This window comes from Plantactinospora sp. B24E8, assembly GCF_039871735.1.
Classification (GTDB): Bacteria; Actinomycetota; Actinomycetes; order Mycobacteriales; family Micromonosporaceae; genus Plantactinospora.
In genome coordinates, this window is sequence record NZ_JBDPMH010000001.1 from 332,955 (window position 1) to 352,797 (window position 19,843).

The following is a 19,843-nucleotide window of genomic DNA, read 5'->3' on the forward strand; positions in this document are numbered from 1 at the left end:
CCCGCCGGCCGCCGTCCAACACCAGCAGCGCGCCGGGCACGTTCAGCGGGGGCCGGCGGCGACGGCCAGCGTGGCCCGGGCCTCGGCGTACGCCCGCAGCACCACCCGGACCGGCACGATGACGTACCGCTGGGCGGTCTCGGCCACCGCGTCGTGCATCCGCCCCTCGGCCCGCCACCGCGCCCGACGCGCGGCCCAGCGGATCACTGGTCTGGTCAGCAGGGCCAGCGCCACCCCGGACAGCAGCCCGCCGAGCAGCAGCAGACTGGGCAGCGGGGCGACGCCGACCATCGGGTATTCCAGTGGGGGAAAGCCGAGGGCGCGGACCGCGTAGCCGAGCAGCAGCCAACCGAGTCCGACCGCCGCGGTGACGGTGACCAGCCACTGCAGTCCGTTGACCGCCCGCCACCAGGCGGGGGTGCGGGGCAGCCCGAGGTCGGTGCCGGCGACCGCCCGGTCGAGTGCGTCCGGCAGGTCGGTGAGCCGGGACCGGGCAGCCGCGGTCACCGCCGTCGACCACGGGGTCGGCAGCGCCGCGCCGGCCCGTTCGGCGACCGCCCGGACGGCCAGTCCGACCGCGGCGAGCTGTGCCGCGGTCGGCTCCGGTACCGAGGTCGCCGGCACCGGGGGCAGGATTCCGTTCGAGGCCAGACTGTCCCGCTCTCCGTCCGACGACGGGGTGTCGCCGGCGGCGCCGGCCAGGTGCAGTCGACGCAGCGGATCCGGCCGCAGCCGGCGCCAACCCCGGGCCAGCGGCCAGCCGGTCGCCGCGACCGCCCGGTGCCGGTACGCCTGCTCGGTCGCCTCGGCCACCGCCGGCACCCCGGCCGCGCCGGCGAGCGCGTCGATCAGCCGGCGCATCGTCGGCCGGTCGAGGTCCTCCTCGGCGGGGGCGGTGCCGACCAGTTCGCCGAGTCCCTCGACCACCGCGTCGACGTCGCCGGAGAGCCGGCGCAGCGCCGCCCGTCGTTCGGCGACCGTCTGCTCCAGGGCGCCGCGCAGCGGCGCGGTGCCGGCGTCGGTGAGCGCCGAGGTGGCGAGCACCGGAACGCCGGCGAGGTCGTCGGCGTCGAGCAGCCGGTGCAGGTCGGCCACGACCCGGGGTACCTCGGCCGGCGGCAGCCGGTCCGCCTGGTTGAGTGCCACCACTGTGACGTCCCGGTGCCGGCGGAACTCCCGCAGGTAGCCGCGGTGCAGCACCCGGTCGGCGTACTTCTGCGGGTCGACCACCCAGACGACGAGGTCGACCAGGCCGAGCAGCCGGTCGACCTCCGCCCGGTGGGTGTGGTCGACCGAGTCGAAGTCGGGCAGGTCGAGCAGGATCAGCCCGTGCAGGGCGGCCTCGTCGGCCCCGTCCAGCGCGCTCTCCCGGACGAACCGGTGCCGGGGCAGTACGCCGACCCAGTCGAGCAGTTGGGTGGCGCCCTCCAACGGCCCCCACACGCAGGCGTGGGTCACCCCGGTCGTCGGGCGTCGGACGCCGACCGGTGACATCTCGAACCGGGCCAGGGAGTTGAACAGGCTGGACTTGCCGCTGCCGGTGGTACCGGCGAGCGCGACCACGGTGTGGTTCGGGGAGAGCGCGAGTCGGGCGCCGGCGCGTTCGATCAGGGTGTGTGCCGCTACCAGCCGGTCGTCCGGGAGGTGGCCGTCGACGGCGCGGACGAACCGGTGCACCGCGTCCAGTCGTTCGAACAGCCGGTCGGGGTCGGACCGCTGGTCGGGCCGGCGGGTGTCGCGGACCCGGCCGAGGATGTCGGTCACCGGCCCGCCTCCGTGCCGTGCTGGCCGGCCAGGACGGCGGTGTCGGTGGTCAGCGCGGTCCGGGTACGGGCGGCGTCGACCGAGGCGGCCGTCGTCCGGAGCCGTTCACCAGGACCGGCGTCGACCCCGACCGCGGCGGTCCGGGCCAGGTACCGGGCCGCCTCCTCGTGCAGGAGCTGGTCGACCAGGTCCAGCAGTCGGCCGCGGGCCCGGGTGGCGAGGCTGCGGATGGCCTGGTCGCCGAAGATCGCTTCGAGGACCTTCTGCGCGGCCACGGTGGTGCCCCCGGCCGCCGCCACCTCCAGCCCGGTCGGGATGAACGCGGTGGAGGCGAACACCGCGATCATGACGGCGAGCCCGGTGGCGTTGACCGCGTACGCCGCACCGCGCGCCACGAACCGTTTGTCGCCGCCCTGGGTACGGACCAGCTCCAGTACGCCGCGCTGCCAGTCGCGGACCAGGCGTTCCGCCCGTTCGGGCAGGTCCGCGCCCGGCCGGGCCAGATCGGAGGTGAGCAGGGCGTCGCCGGCCGGATGGGCCTGCCAGGCGGTGTGGCTCTGCTCGGCCCCGGCGGCCGCCGCCTCCCGCAGCAGCGTGACCAGCTGGGACTCGATCGCGGTCTGGAGTTGGGTGTTCGGGGCGGGGCGCCCGGTCGCGGCCGCGACGAGCCGGTCCCGGAGTCGGCCGATCCACGCCTCCAGGCTGCGGAACAGTTCGCCGGTGCCGACGAACTCCTGCCAGCGGGTCAGCACCTCGCCTCGGAGCAGCCGGCCGTCGCGCAGGCTCTGCTCGACCGAGCGCCGGGCGGTCCGGTACGCCGCCCGGACCCGTTCGTCCAACGCCTCGGCGGCTTGGACCTGCTGGTCGGCGGCGGTGGCCAGCCCGTCGACCGCCGGGATGAGCGCGGCGATGGCACCGTCGAGGGTCTGCCGGATCACCGCCGAGCGGGCGTCCGCGTCGGCGGCGAGCCGGTTGAACCAGGCGCGCAGCGGCTCGGTGAGCCGGCCGGGGAGCAGCCCCTGCCCGTCGACCACGGTCTCCGGCAGGACGAACAGGGGCGCGCCGGCCAGGTCGTTGGCGGCCAGCATCCCGGTCAGGTGTTCGGTCACCTCGGTGCTGGCCGCCGGGGGTACCCGGTCGAGGACCAGGGCGATCACCGTGCCACGCAGTCGTGCCGTACGCAGCAGTTCCCAGGGGACGGCGTCGGCGTACCGGGCCGCGGTCGTGACGAAGAGCCAGAGGTCGGCGGCGGCGAGCAGTTGGGCGGCGAGGGCCCGGTTGGCGTCGACCACCGAGTCGATGTCGGGCGCGTCAAGGAAGGCGAGCCCGGCCGGGAGGGCGGGCGCGGCGACCAGTTGTACGGCGTCCGGCCGGTCGGTCGGTTCGCTGGTCCGGGTCAGTCCGGGCAGCAGCTCGCCCCGCCGGAACCAGGTCGTGTCGAGCGGGCTGCAGACCAGCACCGGTGACCGGGTGGTCGGCCGGAGGACGCCGACCGCGCTGACCCGGGCCTGGACCAGGCTGTTGACAAGCGTCGACTTGCCGGCGCCGGTGGAGCCGCCGACCACGACCAGCAGCGGCGCGTCGAGTCGGGAGAGCCGGGGCAGGAGGTAGTCGTCGAGTTGGCCGACGAGTGCGGTGGCGACCCGGCGGGCCTCGTCGACCCCGGGCAGGGTCAACGGGTACGAGGTCGTGTTGATCGCGGCCCGCAGGTCGACGAGGGCCCGGCGCAGATCGGGTGCGGTCACCGGCCCGGCGGCGCCGGTGCCCGTGCTGCCGCTGGTATTGCTGGTGCCGTTGGTATTGCTGGTGCCGGTGGGGCCGGTGGTGCTTGTGTCGCCCCTGGGGCCGGCGGTGCTTGTGTTGCCGGCGGCGGTGGTACCGCCCTGGTCGGGGCGCTCGTCACCGTCGGGCGGTGGCGTTCCGACCGTGGGCATGCCGAGGCCGGTGGCCGGATCGCCATGGGTCGTCACGGGTAAAGACTGCCCGATCCCTGCAACACAGACAACAGGCACCGTTGTTATGGATCAGCGCCTCGCCGGCCCGGTCGGCCCGGCACCCGTCGTGACCCCGGTCGATGTCGATCTGGGGCCGGACGTCCCCGCTCGTACGATCCGACGGGTGGTTGCGTCGATGTGACTCAAGTCTGACTTTGATGTTGTCGGCGATCGTGGCACTATTGAGTCCGGTCCACTCAACTTGTGGTGGGTGTCTCGCGGGCGGTGCCCGTCACCTGCCGAGTAACGAAGCGAGGAAGCGAAGATGGCACGTGCGGTCGGAATCGACCTCGGCACGACGAACTCCTGCGTCAGCGTTCTCGAGGGCGGTGAGCCCACTGTCATCGCGAACGCCGAGGGCTCGCGGACGACTCCTTCGATCGTCGCGTTCGCCCGCAACGGTGAGGTGCTCGTCGGCGAGGTCGCCAAGCGTCAGGCGGTGACCAACCCGGACCGGACCATCCGGTCGGTCAAGCGGGAGGTCGGCACCAACTGGTCCGTCGACATCGACGGCAAGAAGTACACCCCCCAGGAGATCTCCGCCCGGACCCTGATGAAGCTCAAGCGGGACGCCGAGGCGTACCTGGGCGAGCGGATCACCGACGCGGTGATCACCGTGCCGGCGTACTTCAACGACGCCCAGCGGCAGGCCACCAAGGAGGCCGGGGAGATCGCCGGCTTCAACGTGCTGCGGATCGTGAACGAGCCGACCGCGGCGGCGCTGGCGTACGGCCTGGACAAGGGTTCCAAGGAACAGACCGTCCTGGTCTTCGACCTCGGTGGCGGCACCTTCGACGTGTCGCTGCTGGAACTGGCCGAGGGTGTCATCGAGGTGAAGTCGACAAGCGGTGACAACCACCTCGGCGGTGACGACTGGGACCAGCGGATCATGGACCACCTGGTCAAGACCTTCCGCGGCCAGCACGGCGTCGACCTGGCGCAGGACAAGATGGCGATGCAGCGGCTCCGCGAGGCCGCCGAGAAGGCCAAGATCGAGCTGTCCGCCGCCACCACCACCAGCATCAACCTGCCGTACATCACGGCCGGGCCGGCCGGTGCCGACGGCACCCCGTCCGCGCCGCTGCACCTCGACGTGACCCTGACCCGGGCCGAGTTCCAGCGGATGACCCAGGACCTGCTGGACCGCTGCAAGGGCCCGTTCGAGCAGGCGATCAAGGACGCCGGGATCAAGGTCTCCGACGTCGACCACGTCATCCTGGTCGGCGGCTCGACCCGGATGCCGGCCGTCTCCGACCTGGTCAAGCAGCTCACCGGCCGGGAGCCGAACAAGGGCGTGAACCCGGACGAGGTCGTCGCGGTCGGCGCCGCGCTGCAGGCCGGCGTGCTCAAGGGCGAGGTCAAGGACGTCCTGCTGCTCGACGTGACCCCGCTGTCGCTGGGCATCGAGACCAAGGGCGGCATCTTCACCAAGCTGATCGAGCGCAACACCACCATCCCGACCAAGCGCTCCGAGGTCTTCACCACGGCCGACGACAATCAGCCGTCCGTGCTGATCCAGGTCTTCCAGGGTGAGCGCGACATCGCCGCGTACAACAAGAAGCTCGGCACGTTCGAGCTGACCGGGCTGCCGCCCGCGCCGCGCGGGGTGCCGCAGATCGAGGTCACCTTCGACATCGACGCGAACGGCATCGTGCACGTCAACGCGAAGGACCTCGGCACCGGCAAGGAGCAGTCGATGACGATCACCGGCGGCTCGGCGCTGCCGAAGGACGACATCGAGCGGATGATGCGGGACGCCCAGGACCACGCCGACGAGGACAAGCGGCGGCGCGAGGAGGCGGAGACCCGCAACCAGGCCGAGCAGCTGCAGTGGCAGACCGAGAAGTTCCTCGCGGAGAGCGGCGACAAGCTGCCGGGCGAGTCCCGGGACCAGCTCAACGAGGCCCTGGGCGAGCTGCGGGCCGCGCTCGGCGGGACCGACCTGGAGAAGGTCAAGACGGCGCACGAGAACCTGGCGAAGGTCTCCCAGCAGGCCGGCTCGCTGCTCTACGCGCAGCAGGGCGAGCAGGGACAGCAGGCTCCGGGTGGGGCCGGCGACGCCGGGCCGACCGGTGGCCCGAAGGGCGGCGCCGACGACGTGGTGGACGCGGAGATCGTCGACGAGGATGACAAGAAGTGACCCGTCAGCTCCACGTCCGGGTAGGCCGTACGCACAACGGATCGAGGTAGTCGCATGACGGAAAAGCCACGAGCCGCCGATCCGGAGACCACCGGATCGACGCCGGGTGGCTCCGCGCCCGACGGCGGCACCGACGAGCGCATCGTCATCCGGGACAAGCGGAAGATCAACGTCGCCGGGTCGACCGGGACGACGGGCCAGACCAACGGCGCCAAGCCGGCGGTGAAGGACCCGAATCCCGACCCGGAGCCGTCGGCCGTCGACGCGGAGCCGGTCGTCGCCGCCGGTGAGGTCGACGACACCGGGTCCACGGACGCCGCCGTCGCGGTGGACGACGCGACGGCGCCCGACGGCGGTCCGGAGGTGCCCGACTCGACGGCGACCGACGCCGACGAGACCGACCGGGCCGACGCCGGTCCGGCCGGCGAACCAGGCAGCCCGGTGGTCGACGACGCCGAGATCGCCGAGGTGCTGGAGGCGGAGCAGCCGTCCGGCACCGAGGGGCCGGTGGTGGACGCCCCGGCCGAACCGGTCACCGAGCCGGTCGACGAGCAGCCCGCTCCGCTGCGCGCCGAACTGGGAGCGCTCCGGGCCGAACTCGACGAGCGGACCCGGGACCTGCAACGGGTGACGGCGGAGTACGCCAACTACCGCAAGCGGGTGGACCGGGACCGGGGTTCGGCGGCGAAGGAGACCACCGGCAAGGTGCTGACCGCGCTGCTGCCCGTACTCGACGACCTGGACCGGGCCCGCGAACACGGTGACCTGGTCGGGCCCTTCGGTACGGTGGCCGAGCAGCTGATCGGCACCCTGACGAAGCTCGGTCTCACCCCGTTCGGCGAGAAGGGCGACCCGTTCGACCCGAACCGGCACGAGGCGGTTGCGCACCTGACCTCGGCCGACGTGACCGAGCCGACCTGCGTCGACGTGATGCGGCGCGGCTACGAATTCGGTGACAAGGTGCTCCGGGCCGCGCTGGTCGCGGTCGCCGACCCGGAGTAGTCGGGCGCACCGCCCAGGTTGAGTGAGTGACCATGGTCGAGGTGCCACCACGGCGTCGTCCCTCCGGACGCGTACGGGTGGCACCTCGACCGTCAGACGGACGAGGGGAAAGGGGGTGGACGACCGATGAGTTCGAAGGACTGGCTGGAAAAGGACTTCTACGCCGTACTGGGGGTGGACAAGTCCGCCTCCGCTGACGAGATCAAGAAGTCCTACCGCAAACTGGCCCGGGAGTTGCACCCCGACCGGAATCCGGGCGACGCGCCGGCCGAGGAACGCTTCAAGGCCGTCTCCGAGGCGTACGACGTCCTCTCCGACCCGCGCAAGCGCAAGGAGTACGACGAGATGCGCTCGCTGTTCGGCTCGGGCGCGTTCCGGCGCAACGCCCGGGCGGGCGGGCCGCCGGGCGGTTACCCGTTCGACGTCTCCGACCTCTTCGGCGGGATGGGGCAGGCCGGGGCGGGGGCGGGTGACCGCCGGTTCGGTGGGGCCGGGTTCTCCGACCTGTTCAGTTCGATCTTCTCCGGTGGCGGCGGGCCGACCCGGACGCGTGGTCCGGCCCGGGGCCGGGACGTCGAGGCCGAGGTGGTGCTCGGCTTCGACGAGGCGGTCCAGGGCGTGACGATGCCGTTGACGGTGCGCTCGCCCGGGGTCTGCGACACCTGTCACGGCAACGGTGCCAAGCCGGGCACCCTGCCCCGGGCCTGTCCGCAGTGTCACGGCTCCGGTCTGGTGACCCGCAACCAGGGCTCGTTCAGCTTTTCCGAGCCGTGCCGGGAGTGCCAGGGTGTCGGCACGATCGTGGACGAGAAGTGCCCGGAGTGCCGGGGCACCGGCGGGGTGACCAAGTCCCGCACGATCAACGTCCGGTTCCCGGCCGGGGTCGCCGACGGGCAACGGATCCGGCTCGCCGGCCGTGGCGAGCCGGGTGAGCGGGGCGGCCCCGCCGGTGACCTCTTCGTGCTGGTCAAGGTCCGCGACGACGACCTGTTCGGCCGCAGCGGCGACGACCTGACGCTGACCGTGCCGATCACCATCGCCGAGGCGGTGCTCGGCACGGACCTGCGGGTGCCCACGATGGACGGCGCGGTGACGCTCCGGGTGCCACCGGGGACCCCGAGCGGTCGTACCCTGCGGGCCCGTGGCCGGGGTGTGGTCCGCCGGGACGGCCAGGCCGGTGACCTGCTGGTCACCGTCGAGATCGTGGTGCCGGAGAAGCTGTCGGACGAGGCCCGCGAGGCGCTGGAGGCGTTCGCCGCCCAGACCCCGCAGGCGGGACGGGAACATCTCGACGCTCGGTTGCGTCGTTCCAACTGACCGGTTCCAGGTGGAGCCCGAAGCAGCGCGGAGGTGGGCTGAGGTGGCTGAGGAGTTTGTCGTCTCCATCGAGCAGGCGTCCGATGCCAAGGTGCTGATGATCTCGGTGGCGGCCCGGATGGCCGGCATGCACCCGCAGACCCTCCGCCAGTACGACCGGCTCGGGCTGGTCCAGCCCGGCCGGGCGCCGGGTGGCGGGCGGCGCTACAGCGTCCGGGACGTGGTGCTGCTCCGCGAGGTGCAGCGGCTCAGCCAGGAGGACGGGGTCAACCTGGCCGGCATCAAGCGGATCATCGCACTGGAGCAGTTCGTGGACGAACTGCAGCAGCGGATGGCCCAGCTGCAGGCGGAGCTGGAGACCGCGTACCGGCGGATGGCGGAACTGGAGGCGCTCGGCTTCGCCCGGCGTGACCTGGTCCCGACCAACCAGACCTCGACCGCGCTGGTCGTCTGGCGCCCGCGCCGCACCACCGACCCGTCGGCCTGACCGACCGTTGTCCGCCCGGCTCCCTGGTTCGGCCGCGGCCGTCCCGGGGGCTCGGTAATCTGCCTGGTAGTGCGGGTCGCCGCACGACCAGGCCATCGCTGTCTGGTGGCCCGGCGACGACCGGCGACCGCTGCGGCGGGGGCACCGGTGGGCCGGGATCCACGGGGGGTCCCGGCCCACCGTCGTGAACGGCCCACCGTCGTGAACGGCCCACCGTCGTGAACGGCCCGGCTACAGGCGGCGGCCCTGCCGGACCAGGCCGCCCTCGCACCAGTCGTGGTACTGGAAGAGTTCCGGACGGGCCTGGAGCATCCGCGTGTTGTACGCCCAGATGGCCATCGGCTCGTCGCCGTGCTGCTCGGCCTGCTCGACGAGCTTGCGCAGCCGGCGGCGCGGATGGGCCCGGAACTTCGTCCGGATCCCGTCCGCCGCGTAGATGTAGAGGCAGTGCAGGGCGAACCGGCGGGCCGGACACGACGGGTCCATCGCCAGGTCGAAGAGGGTGGTGACCAGGTGGTCACCGGAGACCAGCAGGTCCCAGTCCTGGGGCATCGTGTGCAGCGGCACCGAGTCCGGCTCGTACGCCCAGGCCCGCAGCTCGGCGGGGGACGGGTCCACGGGATTGGCGAAGCCCCGAAACGTCGAGTCGTGCACGCTCAACGGGCCGCCCTTCCGCTCGCGTCATGGCTGGCCACCCGGCGCCGGCGGGGCCGGGCAGCTGCCGCGGCGACACGGTAACGCGCTGTGGCCGGGCAGCAGAAGGGCAGCCACCGGCTATTTCATCAACCCGTTACCTGCCCTGGTCACCCGCCCCGGCGCCGTCGGCGCGAAATGGCCGACCGGCACGGTTCACTCGGTGGCGACGACCGGCGGCCGGGGGCCGGCTGCCTGCTTGCGCAGCCAGCGCTTGAACCAGCCGAAGTCCGGCAACCGGGCCAACATCGGACCGGTCACCACGGTGACCAGGACGTACGCCGTGGCGAGCGGACCGAGCTGCGGGTTGACGACGCTGGCGCTCACGGCCAGGCCGGCGATGACGATCGAGAACTCGCCGCGCGGCATCAGCGCCAGGCCGGTACGCCATCGACCGGGCAGGCCGATCCCGGCCCGCTTCGCGGCGATGTACCCGGTGAGCACCTTCGTCGCCATGGTGACCACGGCCAGCGCGATCGCCGGCAGCAGCACCGGTGGGATGTCCCGGGGGTCGGTGTGCAGGCCGAAGAAGACGAAGAAGACCGCGGCGAAGAGGTCCCGCAGCGGCGAGAGCAGCTCCGTGGCGTTGTGCGCCACCGGCCCGGAGAGCGCGATGCCGACCAGGAACGCGCCGACCGCGGCCGAGACCTGCAGCCCGGCGGCGAGCCCGGCGACCAGCAGGGTCAGCCCGAGGACGCCGAGCAGGAGCGCCTCCGGATCCTGGGGGGAGAACATCCGGGAGATGCCGTTGCCGTACCGGATCGCCACCACCAGCACGACGACCACGGTGGCGACCGCGATCACCAGCGCGATACCGCCGCCGAGCAGGCCCTTACCGCCGAGGATCGCGGTCACCAGCGGCAGGTAGAGCGCCATCGCGAGGTCCTCGATGACCAGGATCGACAGGATGACCGGGGTCTCCCGGTTACCGAGGCGGCCCAGGTCGGCCAGGACCTTGGCGATGACGCCGGACGAGGAGACCCAGGTGACGCCGCCGAGGACGATCGCGCCCACCCAGCCCCAGCCGAGCAGGAAGCCGAAGGCGACGCCGGGCAACGCGTTGAGCAGCCCGTCGACCAGACCGGCCGGGGCGGCGGCCCGGAGGTTGCCGACCAGTTCGTTGGCCGAGTACTCCAGACCGAGCATGACCAGCAGCAGGATCACGCCGATCTCGGCGCCGACCTGGAAGAACTCCTCACTGGCGTTCAGCGGCAACACCCCGCCGTGCCCGAAGGCGAGCCCGGCGAGCAGGTACAGCGGGATCGGTGAGAGTCCGAACCGCCGGCTGAGCCGGCCGAGCATGCCGAGGGCGAGCAGCAGCGCACCGACCTCGATGAGCAGGATCGTGGTGTGGTGCATACGCGTCAGCCGTCCGGGTCGGTCTCGGCGAGGATCGCGGTGACGCCGTCGAGACCCTGGCGGGTCCCGACCACGACCACCACGTCGCCGGTCTCGAACCGGAAGGTGGGCTCCGGGGAGGGGATGACCTCACGTTCCCGGAGTACCGCGACGATGGACGCCCCGGTACGGGTGCGAGTCTGTGTGTCGCCCAGCTGGCGACCGACGTACCGTGAACCGGCCGGGATCGAGATCTGCTCGGTGAGCAGCCCGGCGGCCTGCTGACGCAGCCCGGAGAGCTGACCCAACATCAGCGACGCGCCGAGGATGTCGGCCAGCGCCTCCGCCTCGTCGTCGGTGAGCGGGATGTCGGCGGTGCAGGCGTCCGGATCGTCCGGATCGTAGAGCACCAGATCTCGTCGGCCATTGCGGTGTGTCACCACACCGAGCCGGCGGCCGGAGGTGGTCACCACGTCGTGGCGTACGCCGATCCCGGGTAGGGCCGTCTGTTCCACACGTACTCGCACCCGGGCAACGGTACCGTGCTGGTCTGAGCGCCGGACACTGTGTCCGGCGGGCCTGTCGGAGCCCGCCGGGAACCGCGGGGAGGGGGCGTGGCTCGATCCCGGGGGAGGTGCGTGATGCGGATTCGGGGCGGCCGGGTCGACGCCGGCCGGGCGGGTGCCACGATCGCCGTACTGGCCCTGGTCGGGGCGCTGCTCGTCGGCTGTTCGATCGGCGACGTACGGCGTACTCCGCCGGCCCCGGTCCGGTCGACGGGGGCCGGCGACGGCGTACCGCCGGTTGTCGAGCGGGCGGTGCGGGTGTCGGTGCCGGCGTCCGCCCGGCTGCGGCAGATCGAGTTCGTCGACGCCGACCGCGGCTACGCCCTCTTTGTGGTCGGCGCCGCCGACCCGGCACCGACCGGCGCCGCCGAACCCGACGCGCCGGTCTCCTCCGGCCTGCTGCTCGGCACCGTCGACGGCGGACGGTCCTGGCAACCGGTACGGCATCCCCCGCTGGCCGGCCACCCACAACTCGACGCCGGATTCGGGCTGCTGGTCCTCTCGGTCGGGGCGAACGTCTGGTACGTCTCCGCCGACCACGGCCGGACCTTCCGCCGGTACGACGGTGAGCGCCCGCCGACCGCGTACCACCAGCTCGACGGCCGGTTCCAGATCTGCTGCGAGGATGACGTCCGGCCGAAGGTGGTGGAGTGGGTCGGCGACCGGCTCCACCCGGTGCCGGCGCAGCCGGCGTTGCCGGTGCTCGGCTCGGTCGGCCACGGCGGGGACCGGCTGGTCGCCGCCGGGGTGTCGGACGGCCGACCGTACGTCTGTGTCTCGGCCGACGCCGGGCGCAGTTGGCAACCGGCGGTGCCGCTCGGCGAGGACCGGAGCCGTTCGCTGGTCCGGGCGGCGGTGGCGCAGGACGGCGATGCCTGGCTGATCGGGTACGCGGACGACCGGACGCTCTTTCCGACGCTGTGGCGGCGGGACGGGCCCGGTGAGGGGTGGAGCCTCGTCCGTCCGGTGGACCCGCCGGAGCGGTTCACCTCGGCGGTGCCGCTCGGCGACGGGCTGCTCGCGGTGACCGGCCCGGACGGTCCCGGTCTGGTCGGCCGCGGCAGCTATCTGCACCTGCCCTGGCCGGTCGGTGGGGCGTACCTGCGGATGCTGCCGGACGGCACGCTCTTCGCCGCGGATCCGCCGACCGGGCGGGCTTGGCTCGGGTCGGGACGCGGCACCGAGCGGCGCTGGGTGACGGTGCGGCTGCACCAGGGGTGATCGACATCACCGTCGGGAAGTTGAGTGGAATACACTCAACTCTGGTTGTGTCGTCACCAGTGGAGGTCGCCCCGCCGTCCGGCGGCGGCGGTCGTCACGCTGTCGGTGCCGGTCCGTCTCCACGACCGGCGGGACCGTATGGGGAGTTCATGAACGCCGAACGTCTCACCACCAAGAGTCGCGAAGTCATCACCGGCGCGGTCGCGACGGCCAACCAGCGCGGCCACGCCACCGTCGAGCCGTGGCACCTGCTGCTCTCCCTGCTGGACACCGGTGGGTCGACCGCGGCCGGGCTGCTGCGCGCGGTCGGGGCCAACCCGGCCGACGTCCGGCGGGCCGCCGCCCGGGCCGTGGAGACCCAGCCGGCCGCTCGGGGCTCCAGCGTCGCCGAGCCGAGCCTGGCCCGCGAGTTCGTCAACGCGATCGGCGCGGCCGAGCAGATCGCCCGGCCGCTCGGCGACGAGTACACCTCCACCGAGCACCTGCTGGCCGGGCTGGCCCGGGTCGGCGGCGCGGTCGCGAAGCTCCTCCAGGAGGCGGGTGCCACCGAGGAGGACCTGGTCGCCGCCTTCCCGGCGGTACGCGGCGGGGACCGGCGGGTCACCACCGCCGACCCGGAGCAGACCTACCAGGCCCTCGCCAAGTACGGCGTCGACCTCACCGAACGCGCCCGCGAAGGCAAGATCGACCCGGTGATCGGCCGGGACGCCGAGATCCGCCGGGTGGTCCAGGTGCTGTCCCGGCGTACCAAGAACAACCCGGTACTGATCGGCGAGCCCGGCGTCGGCAAGACCGCGATCGTCGAGGGGCTGGCCCAGCGGATCGTCGCCGGGGACGTACCCGAGTCACTGCGGGACAAGTTGCTCGTCTCGCTCGACCTCGGCGCGATGGTCGCCGGGGCGCAGTACCGGGGCCAGTTCGAGGAACGGCTCAAGTCGGTGCTGGAGGAGATCAAGAACTCCGACGGCCAGGTCATCACCTTCCTCGACGAGCTGCACACCGTGGTCGGCGCCGGCAAGGGCGAGGGCTCGATGGACGCCGGCAACATGCTCAAGCCGATGCTGGCCCGGGGCGAGCTGCGGATGGTCGGCGCGACCACCCTCGACGAGTACCGCGAGCACATCGAGAAGGACCCGGCACTGGAGCGCCGCTTCCAGCCGGTGCTGGTCGGCGAGCCGACCATCGAGGACACCATCGGCATCCTGCGCGGCCTCAAGGAGCGCTACGAGGTGCACCACGGCGTACGGATCACCGACGCCGCACTGGTCGCCGCCGCCAGCCTCTCCGACCGTTACATCACCGACCGGTTCCTGCCGGACAAGGCGATCGACCTGGTCGACGAGTCCGCCTCCCGGCTCCGCATGGAGATCGACTCCCGGCCGGTCGAGGTCGACGAGATCGAACGGGCGGTACGCCGGCTGGAGATCGAGGAGATGGCACTCGCCAAGGAGCCCGACCCGGCCTCGGCGGAGCGCCTCGATCGCCTCCGCCGCGAGCTGGCGGACAAGCGTGAGCAGCTCACCGCGCTCAGCGACCGGTGGAAGCTGGAGAAGGACCACATCACCCGGATCTCCACCGCCAAGGAGGAACTGGAACGGCTCGGCGGCGAGGCCGAACGCGCCGAGCGCGACGGCGAGCTGGAACGCGCCGCCGAGCTGCGCTACGGCCGGATCCCGGAGCTGAAGGCCGAGCTGACCCGGGCCGAGCAGGAACTCGCCGGGCTGCAGGCGGACGGCGCCATGCTCAAGGAGGAGGTCGGCGCCGACGACATCGCCGCCGTCGTCGCCTCCTGGACCGGCATCCCGGCCGGCCGGCTGATGGAGGGCGAGACCGCAAAGCTGCTCCGGATGGAGGACTCGCTCGGCACCCGGGTCGTCGGCCAGGCCCAGGCGGTCGCCGCGGTCTCCGACGCGGTCCGCCGGGCCCGCGCCGGGGTCGCCGACCCCGACCGGCCCACCGGTAGCTTCCTCTTCCTCGGCCCGACCGGTGTCGGCAAGACCGAGCTGGCCAAGGCGCTCGCCGGCTTCCTCTTCGACGACGAGCGGGCCATGGTACGGATCGACATGAGCGAGTACGGCGAGAAGCACTCCGTCGCCCGGCTGGTCGGCGCCCCGCCCGGCTACGTCGGGTACGAGGAGGGCGGCCAGCTCACCGAGGCGGTGCGTCGCCGGCCGTACTCGGTGATCCTGCTGGACGAGGTGGAGAAGGCGCACCCGGACGTCTTCGACGTACTGCTCCAGGTGCTCGACGACGGACGGCTGACCGACGGGCAGGGTCGTACCGTCGACTTCCGCAACGCGATCCTGATCCTCACCTCGAACCTCGGCTCGGCGGTCGTCTCCGACCTGACGCTCGGCGACGAGGAGCGTCGGGAGGCGGTGCTGGCGGTGGTCCGGTCGCACTTCAAGCCGGAGTTCCTGAACCGGCTGGACGACATCGTGGTCTTCGCCTCGCTCACCGGTCAGGAACTGCGCGGGATCGTGGACATCCAGCTCGACCGGCTGCGTCGCCGGCTCGCCGACCGCCGGCTCAGCCTGGAGGTCAGCGACCCGGCCCGGAACTGGCTGGCCGAGCACGGCTACGACCCGATCTACGGCGCCCGGCCGCTGCGTCGGCTGGTCCAGTCGGCGATCGGCGACCGGCTGGCCAAGGCGCTGCTCGCCGGCGAGGTGCGGGACGGCGACACGGTCCGGGTCGACCTGGCCGACGGCAAGGAGAGCCTGACCGTGGCCCGGGCCTGATCCGGACCGGTCGGGTCCGGGCCTGGTCCGGGCCGCGTCCGGGCCTGGTCCGGGCCGCGTCCGGGCCTGGTCCGGACCCGTCGGGTCCGGCGCCGGTCGGCCGGTACCGATACGGTGGTTTCCCGATCAGACCGCGACCCGCGGACAACGAACCAGGAGAGGAGAGCCGTGTCGGTACCAGCGAACCCGACTCCGCCGGCTCCGCCGGCACGTCCGGCCACCGTGACCATCTCCAGCTATCTCCTTTATCTGACCGCGCTCATGTTCGTGCTGATCGCGGTCGCCGGACTGGCCGCCGCCGGTCCGAGCGGCGAGGTGCTCGCCGACCTGTACGCCGGCACCGAGCTTGAGGGCACCGAAAACTTCGCGACCGTCGGCGGCATCGTCGGCGCGGTGGTGGAGCTGCTGCTGGCCGCGGGGCTGGTGGTCCTCGCCGTGCTCAACAACGGCGGTCGGAACGTCTCCCGGATCATCACCTGGGTGCTCGGCGGACTCGGCGTCCTGTGCTGCTTCGTACCGGGACTCGCCGGGACCGCGCTGAACGGCATGCTCAGCGGCGTCGGTGACACCGGTACGGCGAACGTACCGGACCCGCAGGAGATCCAGCGTCGGATCGACGAGGCGGTGCCGGGCTGGACCGGTCCGGTCAGCCTGACGGCCACCATCATCGGCCTGCTCGCACTGCTGGCGGCGGTGATCCTGCTCGCGCTACCGGCGTCCAACGACTACTTCCGCCGGCCGGCCGTGGCCGGCTGGGAACCGCCGCTGCCGGGCACGCCGTATCCGGGCCAGCCGTATCCGGGCCAGCCCTACCCGGGTCAGCAGCAGCCGCAGCCCGGCCAGCCGTATCCGGGCCAGCCGTATCCGGGCCAGCCGTATCCGGGTCAGCCGTATCCGGGTCAGCCGTATCCGGGTCAGCCGTATCCGGGTCAGCCGTATCCGGGTCAGCCGTATCCGGGTCAGCCGTATCCGGGTCAGCAGCAGCCGCAGCCGGGCCAGCCGTATCCGGGTCAGCAGCCGCCGCAGTCGGGTGGTCAGCAGCCGGGGCAGTCCGAGCCGCCGGTCAGCTGACCGGCGGTGCAACGGCCTCCGGGGAACGACCCGTTCCCCGGAGGCCGTTTCGGGTCTTCCGGCCCCTGCGCCGGCCCGGCCGGCTCGCTGTCGGGCTTCCGCTGGCCGGGCCGGTCGGTTACCTTGGCTCGGCGGTGCCCACGGCGGGACGCGCGGAACCGGTGTCGTGCCGGACGAACCGGTCCGCGCCGAGCCCGCCGCTGCGGCTGCGCTCCTGTCGTACGTCAGAGCAGCCGTCGAGAGGGACCTCAGTGGTGTCAGCCTTCACCCGACGTGGGCGGGTCCCGCGTACCGTCACGGCCCCGGACGCGCCGGAGGCGGCCGCTCAGGCCGGCCGACCCCGCGCCCTGGTCACCGGGGCAACCGCCGGCATCGGTGCCGCCTTCGCCCGGCGACTCGCCGCCGACGGTCACGATCTTGTCCTGGTCGCCCGGGACGGCCGGCGACTCGCGGATCTCGCCGCCGAGCTGACCGACCGGCACGGTGTCGCGGTCCGGGTGCTGGCCGCCGATCTCTCCACTGACGAGGGTTGTGATGCGGTCGAGGTGCGGTTGCGCGACCCGGCCGAGCCGGTCGACCTGCTGGTCAACAACGCCGGGTTCAGCCTCAACCGGCCGTTCCTGTTGTCGACCGCCGACGACGAGGTACGCCTGCTCCGGGTGAACGTGCACGCGGTACTGCGGTTGACCCTCGCCGCCCTGCCGGGAATGGCCGAACGTGGACACGGGGCAGTGATAAATGTCTCTTCGGTTGCCGGATTCGGCCCGGTGATGCCCGGGTCGACGTACTCGGCGAGCAAGGCGTGGGTGACGAACTTCAGTGAGTCGATCGCCCAGTCGGTGCACCCGTACGGCGTACGGGTGATGGCGCTCTGTCCCGGCTACACCCGTACCGAGTTCCACGACCGGGCCGGGATCGACATGTCGAAGACTCCGGAGTGGATGTGGCTGCGCGCCGACGACGTGGTCCGGCACGCCCTTCGTGACCTGCGGCGGAACCGGATGGTGAGTGTGCCGGACTGGCGTTACCGGGCGGTGGTCTTCGGACTGCGGCACGCGCCGGGCCGGCTGTGGCGGGCGGTGGCCCGGGACACCCGGGGGCGGATCGGTCGCGAGGAGAGCTGATCCGGCGCGGGTCGACCGGGGCGTCGGCCGGGCTCGGTGGGTCGACCGGAACGTGGTCGCTCCGACCGGATGTGACCCGAAAGCAGGCAGGATTCAGTGCGGAGAGTAGCCGATTTTGTGGCTGCTCGGCCACCGTGGAAGCCGTACCCACGGCCGCCGTGCCGGGTCGGCCGTTCGGCTTTCATCTCGGCGCAGTACCCTTACCGGCCATGGGGGACCACGACGACCTGCGTAAATTCATCACTGACCTCGCCGTAGTCCATGGACGGGTAGTCCTGTCCTCCGGGCGTGAGGCGGACTGGTACGTCGACTTGCGGCGCGTGACCCTGCATCACGCGGCGGCACCGTTGGTCGGCCGGACCATGCTCGATCTCACGGCCGACTGGGACTTCGACGCGGTCGGCGGTCTGACGTTGGGTGCGGACCCAATCGCCCTCTCGATGCTGCACGCCGCCTCGGCGCGGCAGCGTCGGTTGGACGCTTTTGTGGTTCGCAAGACTGGGAAGACGCATGGTCTGCAGCGCCGGATCGAAGGTCCGGACGTGCGTGGTCGCCAGGTAGTGGCCGTAGAGGACACCTCCACGACGGGCAGCAGTGTGCTGACCGCAGTGGAGGCGTTGCGGGAGGCCGGGGCCGTGGTCGTGGGCGTGGCGGTTATTGTTGATCGAGGTGCGGGCGACGCCGTGCGAGCCGCCGGACTGCCATACCGGGCAGCCTATACGTTGGCTGACCTCGGCCTAGTGGCCTAAAAGTTTGCCGATTCGGTCTGCTGATATGCAGGCGGGTCGATGCTGCTGGTGGAAGGATGGAATACGTGGGAACTGCGTTGGCCGAAATGACTATGCCTCAGATCTCGCCGCTTGCCGGCGAGCCGATCGAGCGCGCCGATGCTGAGCGGCTTGCGGGGGTCCTCAAGGCCCTTGCTGACCCCGCCCGGCTGCGGCTGCTCAGCCTCATCCAGTCGGCGCCGGAGGGCGAAGCGTGCGTGTGTGACCTCACCGCGCCGCTCGGCCTCTCGCAGCCGACGGTGAGTCACCACCTCCGGATCCTCACCGAAGCCGGCTTGCTGGAGCGGGAGAAGCGGGGCGTGTGGGCTTACTACCGCCTGGTGCCGACGGCGATCGCGACGATCGCTGATCTGCTGACCCCGCCGCGGAAGCGGGCCACCAAGAAGGCTCGCTGAATCAGTGACGGTCCGTCTGGTGTCCGCCCTACCCGGGACGGCGCCAGACGGCCCGACCGCTGACGACGCGGTGGGTTCGCCCCGACCGACAACGTGAACCGTCCCGAGGAGTGGCTGCGGGACCGGTCCAGGTACGTCGGGCGATGAGTGGTGGGCTCATCCGGTGGGCCGGGGTCGCCGGCACGGCGCCGGGCAGGCTGGGCGGGGATGATGTGTCGCCCCCGCCCGATTTTTTGCTGCCCACGCCAGGGTGCTCCACGCCAGGGTGCCCATGCCACGGGTCGTGCCGCCCCGTGGCATGGCCGGGCGCCCGCCGACCACGGCGACCACGGTGAGAACCGCGACTGTGGCGAACCCGCAGGACTACGGCGGAGGCCAGCCTGGACGCGGGCCGGGGCGCCGCCCCGCGTCACGCGGTGACCGGTCCGCTCAGTAGCGGTGGTGCTGCCGGCGCTGCTGGGCCTCCTGGGCGGCGTGCTCCAGCTCGGCGGCCTCCGCCGGGGTGGTGCCCCGCTTCGCGGCGAGCCGGGCCCGGAGCAGTTCCACGGCGATCGGAATCACCGAGATGACCACGATCGCGATCAGGATCAGCTCGATGTTGGTCTTGACGAACGGGATCTGACCGAGGAAGTAACCGAGGACGGTGACCCCGGTTCCCCAGAGGATGCCGCCGACCACGTTGTAGACGACAAAGGTGCGGTACCGCATTCCGCTGACCCCGGCAACGATCGGCGTGAAGGTCCGGACGATCGGTACGAACCGGGCCAGGACCACCGAGCGTGGGCCGTACTTGTCGAAGAACTCGTTCGCCTTAATCAGGTTTTCCTGCTTGAACAGCTTGGAGTTCGGCCGCCGGAACAGGGCCGGGCCGACCTTCTTGCCGAACGCGTACCCGACCTGGTCACCGGCGATCGCCGCGATGGTGATGAGCAGGCAGACCAGCCAGAGCGGGTAGGTGATGTACTCGCCGTTCGCGGTGAGCAGGCCGGCGGTGAAGAGCAGCGAGTCGCCCGGCAGGAAGAACCCGATCAGCAGGCCCGACTCGGCGAAGACGATGGCCAGAATGCCGAGCAGCCCAAAGGCGGAGATCAACCGCTCCGGGTCCAGGAAATCCGGCCCCAGGGCCAGCGTGGTGGTGGGCGTCGGCACGAGTGGACCTCCGGAACGGGGCGGCGGGCGTGACGAGGGGACCGCCGGATCGG

16 protein-coding genes are annotated in these 19,843 nt (G+C 72.1%); 10 read left to right on the forward strand and 6 right to left on the reverse strand.

Annotation, left to right across the window (positions count from 1 at the left end; translation table 11 throughout):
* Window positions 1-42: 42 nt before the first annotated feature.
* On the reverse strand, window positions 43-1,764 hold the full coding sequence (locus ABGB21_RS01585; protein ID WP_347676078.1) for a GTPase: 1,722 nt from the start codon (window positions 1,762-1,764) through the stop codon (window positions 43-45).
* The gene (locus tag ABGB21_RS01590; RefSeq protein ID WP_347658191.1) at window positions 1,761-3,734 is read right to left on the reverse strand and encodes an ABC transporter; all 1,974 of its coding nucleotides are present in this window, start codon (window positions 3,732-3,734) and stop codon (window positions 1,761-1,763) included. Before ABGB21_RS01590 ends, ABGB21_RS01585 begins: the two co-directional genes overlap by 4 nt.
* Window positions 3,735-4,023: 289 nt before the next feature.
* Between ABGB21_RS01590 and dnaK the strand changes: the two genes are divergently transcribed.
* The 4 genes from dnaK to ABGB21_RS01610 all read left to right on the forward strand — a co-directional run bounded on the left by dnaK (window position 4,024) and on the right by ABGB21_RS01610 (window position 8,704).
* Complete coding sequence (dnaK, locus tag ABGB21_RS01595; RefSeq protein ID WP_347658192.1) at window positions 4,024-5,898, forward strand: molecular chaperone DnaK; 1,875 nt, start codon at window positions 4,024-4,026, stop codon at window positions 5,896-5,898.
* A gap of 54 nt (window positions 5,899-5,952) precedes the next feature.
* Window positions 5,953-6,900: a nucleotide exchange factor GrpE gene (grpE, locus tag ABGB21_RS01600; RefSeq protein ID WP_347658193.1), complete on the forward strand. Its 948-nt coding sequence runs from the start codon at window positions 5,953-5,955 to the stop codon at window positions 6,898-6,900.
* A gap of 126 nt (window positions 6,901-7,026) precedes the next feature.
* Entirely contained in the window at window positions 7,027-8,217 is a 1,191-nt protein-coding gene (gene dnaJ, locus ABGB21_RS01605) for a molecular chaperone DnaJ (protein WP_347658194.1), read from the forward strand.
* Between the two features lie 43 nt (window positions 8,218-8,260).
* Window positions 8,261-8,704: a helix-turn-helix transcriptional regulator gene (locus ABGB21_RS01610; protein ID WP_347658195.1), complete on the forward strand. Its 444-nt coding sequence runs from the start codon at window positions 8,261-8,263 to the stop codon at window positions 8,702-8,704.
* Between the two features lie 231 nt (window positions 8,705-8,935).
* On the opposite strand, the gene ABGB21_RS01615 is transcribed toward ABGB21_RS01610, so the two are convergent.
* The 3 genes from ABGB21_RS01615 to ABGB21_RS01625 all read right to left on the reverse strand — a co-directional run bounded on the left by ABGB21_RS01615 (window position 8,936) and on the right by ABGB21_RS01625 (window position 11,262).
* On the reverse strand, window positions 8,936-9,364 hold the full coding sequence (locus ABGB21_RS01615) for a hypothetical protein (RefSeq protein WP_347658197.1): 429 nt from the start codon (window positions 9,362-9,364) through the stop codon (window positions 8,936-8,938).
* Window positions 9,365-9,553: 189 nt separating this feature from the next.
* Window positions 9,554-10,756: a cation:proton antiporter gene (locus ABGB21_RS01620; RefSeq protein WP_347658199.1), complete on the reverse strand. Its 1,203-nt coding sequence runs from the start codon at window positions 10,754-10,756 to the stop codon at window positions 9,554-9,556.
* Between the two features lie 5 nt (window positions 10,757-10,761).
* Window positions 10,762-11,262: a TrkA C-terminal domain-containing protein gene (locus tag ABGB21_RS01625; protein WP_347658200.1), complete on the reverse strand. Its 501-nt coding sequence runs from the start codon at window positions 11,260-11,262 to the stop codon at window positions 10,762-10,764.
* Between the two features lie 114 nt (window positions 11,263-11,376).
* Here ABGB21_RS01625 and ABGB21_RS01630 point away from each other — a divergent pair, with 114 nt between their 5' ends.
* The 6 genes from ABGB21_RS01630 to ABGB21_RS01655 all read left to right on the forward strand — a co-directional run bounded on the left by ABGB21_RS01630 (window position 11,377) and on the right by ABGB21_RS01655 (window position 18,641).
* Window positions 11,377-12,522: a sialidase family protein gene (locus ABGB21_RS01630; protein ID WP_347658202.1), complete on the forward strand. Its 1,146-nt coding sequence runs from the start codon at window positions 11,377-11,379 to the stop codon at window positions 12,520-12,522.
* 149 nt (window positions 12,523-12,671) lie between these two features.
* Window positions 12,672-15,263: an ATP-dependent chaperone ClpB gene (gene clpB, locus ABGB21_RS01635; protein ID WP_347658203.1), complete on the forward strand. Its 2,592-nt coding sequence runs from the start codon at window positions 12,672-12,674 to the stop codon at window positions 15,261-15,263.
* Window positions 15,264-15,431: 168 nt separating this feature from the next.
* Window positions 15,432-16,334, forward strand: coding sequence for a hypothetical protein (locus ABGB21_RS01640; RefSeq protein WP_347676080.1), 903 nt, complete (start codon window positions 15,432-15,434; stop codon window positions 16,332-16,334).
* Window positions 16,335-16,681: 347 nt separating this feature from the next.
* Window positions 16,682-17,458: an SDR family oxidoreductase gene (locus ABGB21_RS01645; protein WP_347654454.1), complete on the forward strand. Its 777-nt coding sequence runs from the start codon at window positions 16,682-16,684 to the stop codon at window positions 17,456-17,458.
* A 209-nt stretch (window positions 17,459-17,667) separates the two neighbouring features.
* On the forward strand, window positions 17,668-18,207 hold the full coding sequence (gene pyrE / locus ABGB21_RS01650; protein WP_347654307.1) for an orotate phosphoribosyltransferase: 540 nt from the start codon (window positions 17,668-17,670) through the stop codon (window positions 18,205-18,207).
* A gap of 56 nt (window positions 18,208-18,263) precedes the next feature.
* Entirely contained in the window at window positions 18,264-18,641 is a 378-nt protein-coding gene (locus ABGB21_RS01655; RefSeq protein WP_007073957.1) for a metalloregulator ArsR/SmtB family transcription factor, read from the forward strand.
* Window positions 18,642-19,070: 429 nt separating this feature from the next.
* Here the strand turns inward: ABGB21_RS01655 and ABGB21_RS01660 are convergent, their stop codons facing one another.
* On the reverse strand, window positions 19,071-19,790 hold the full coding sequence (locus ABGB21_RS01660) for a VTT domain-containing protein (RefSeq protein WP_347654308.1): 720 nt from the start codon (window positions 19,788-19,790) through the stop codon (window positions 19,071-19,073).
* Window positions 19,791-19,843 lie beyond the last annotated feature (53 nt).

Bases quoted from the DNA above. Each gene is read 5' to 3' on its own strand.
- clpB (WP_347658203.1), top strand. From the start codon at position 12,672: ATGAACGCCGAACGTCTCACCACCAAGAGTCGCGAAGTCATCACCGGC.
- dnaK (WP_347658192.1), top strand. From the start codon at position 4,024: ATGGCACGTGCGGTCGGAATCGACCTCGGCACGACGAACTCCTGCGTC.
- pyrE (WP_347654307.1), top strand. From the start codon at position 17,668: ATGGGGGACCACGACGACCTGCGTAAATTCATCACTGACCTCGCCGTA.
- ABGB21_RS01620 (WP_347658199.1), bottom strand. From the start codon at position 10,756: ATGCACCACACCACGATCCTGCTCATCGAGGTCGGTGCGCTGCTGCTC.
- dnaJ (WP_347658194.1), top strand. From the start codon at position 7,027: ATGAGTTCGAAGGACTGGCTGGAAAAGGACTTCTACGCCGTACTGGGG.
- ABGB21_RS01655 (WP_007073957.1), top strand. From the start codon at position 18,264: ATGGAATACGTGGGAACTGCGTTGGCCGAAATGACTATGCCTCAGATC.
- grpE (WP_347658193.1), top strand. From the start codon at position 5,953: ATGACGGAAAAGCCACGAGCCGCCGATCCGGAGACCACCGGATCGACG.
- ABGB21_RS01630 (WP_347658202.1), top strand. From the start codon at position 11,377: ATGCGGATTCGGGGCGGCCGGGTCGACGCCGGCCGGGCGGGTGCCACG.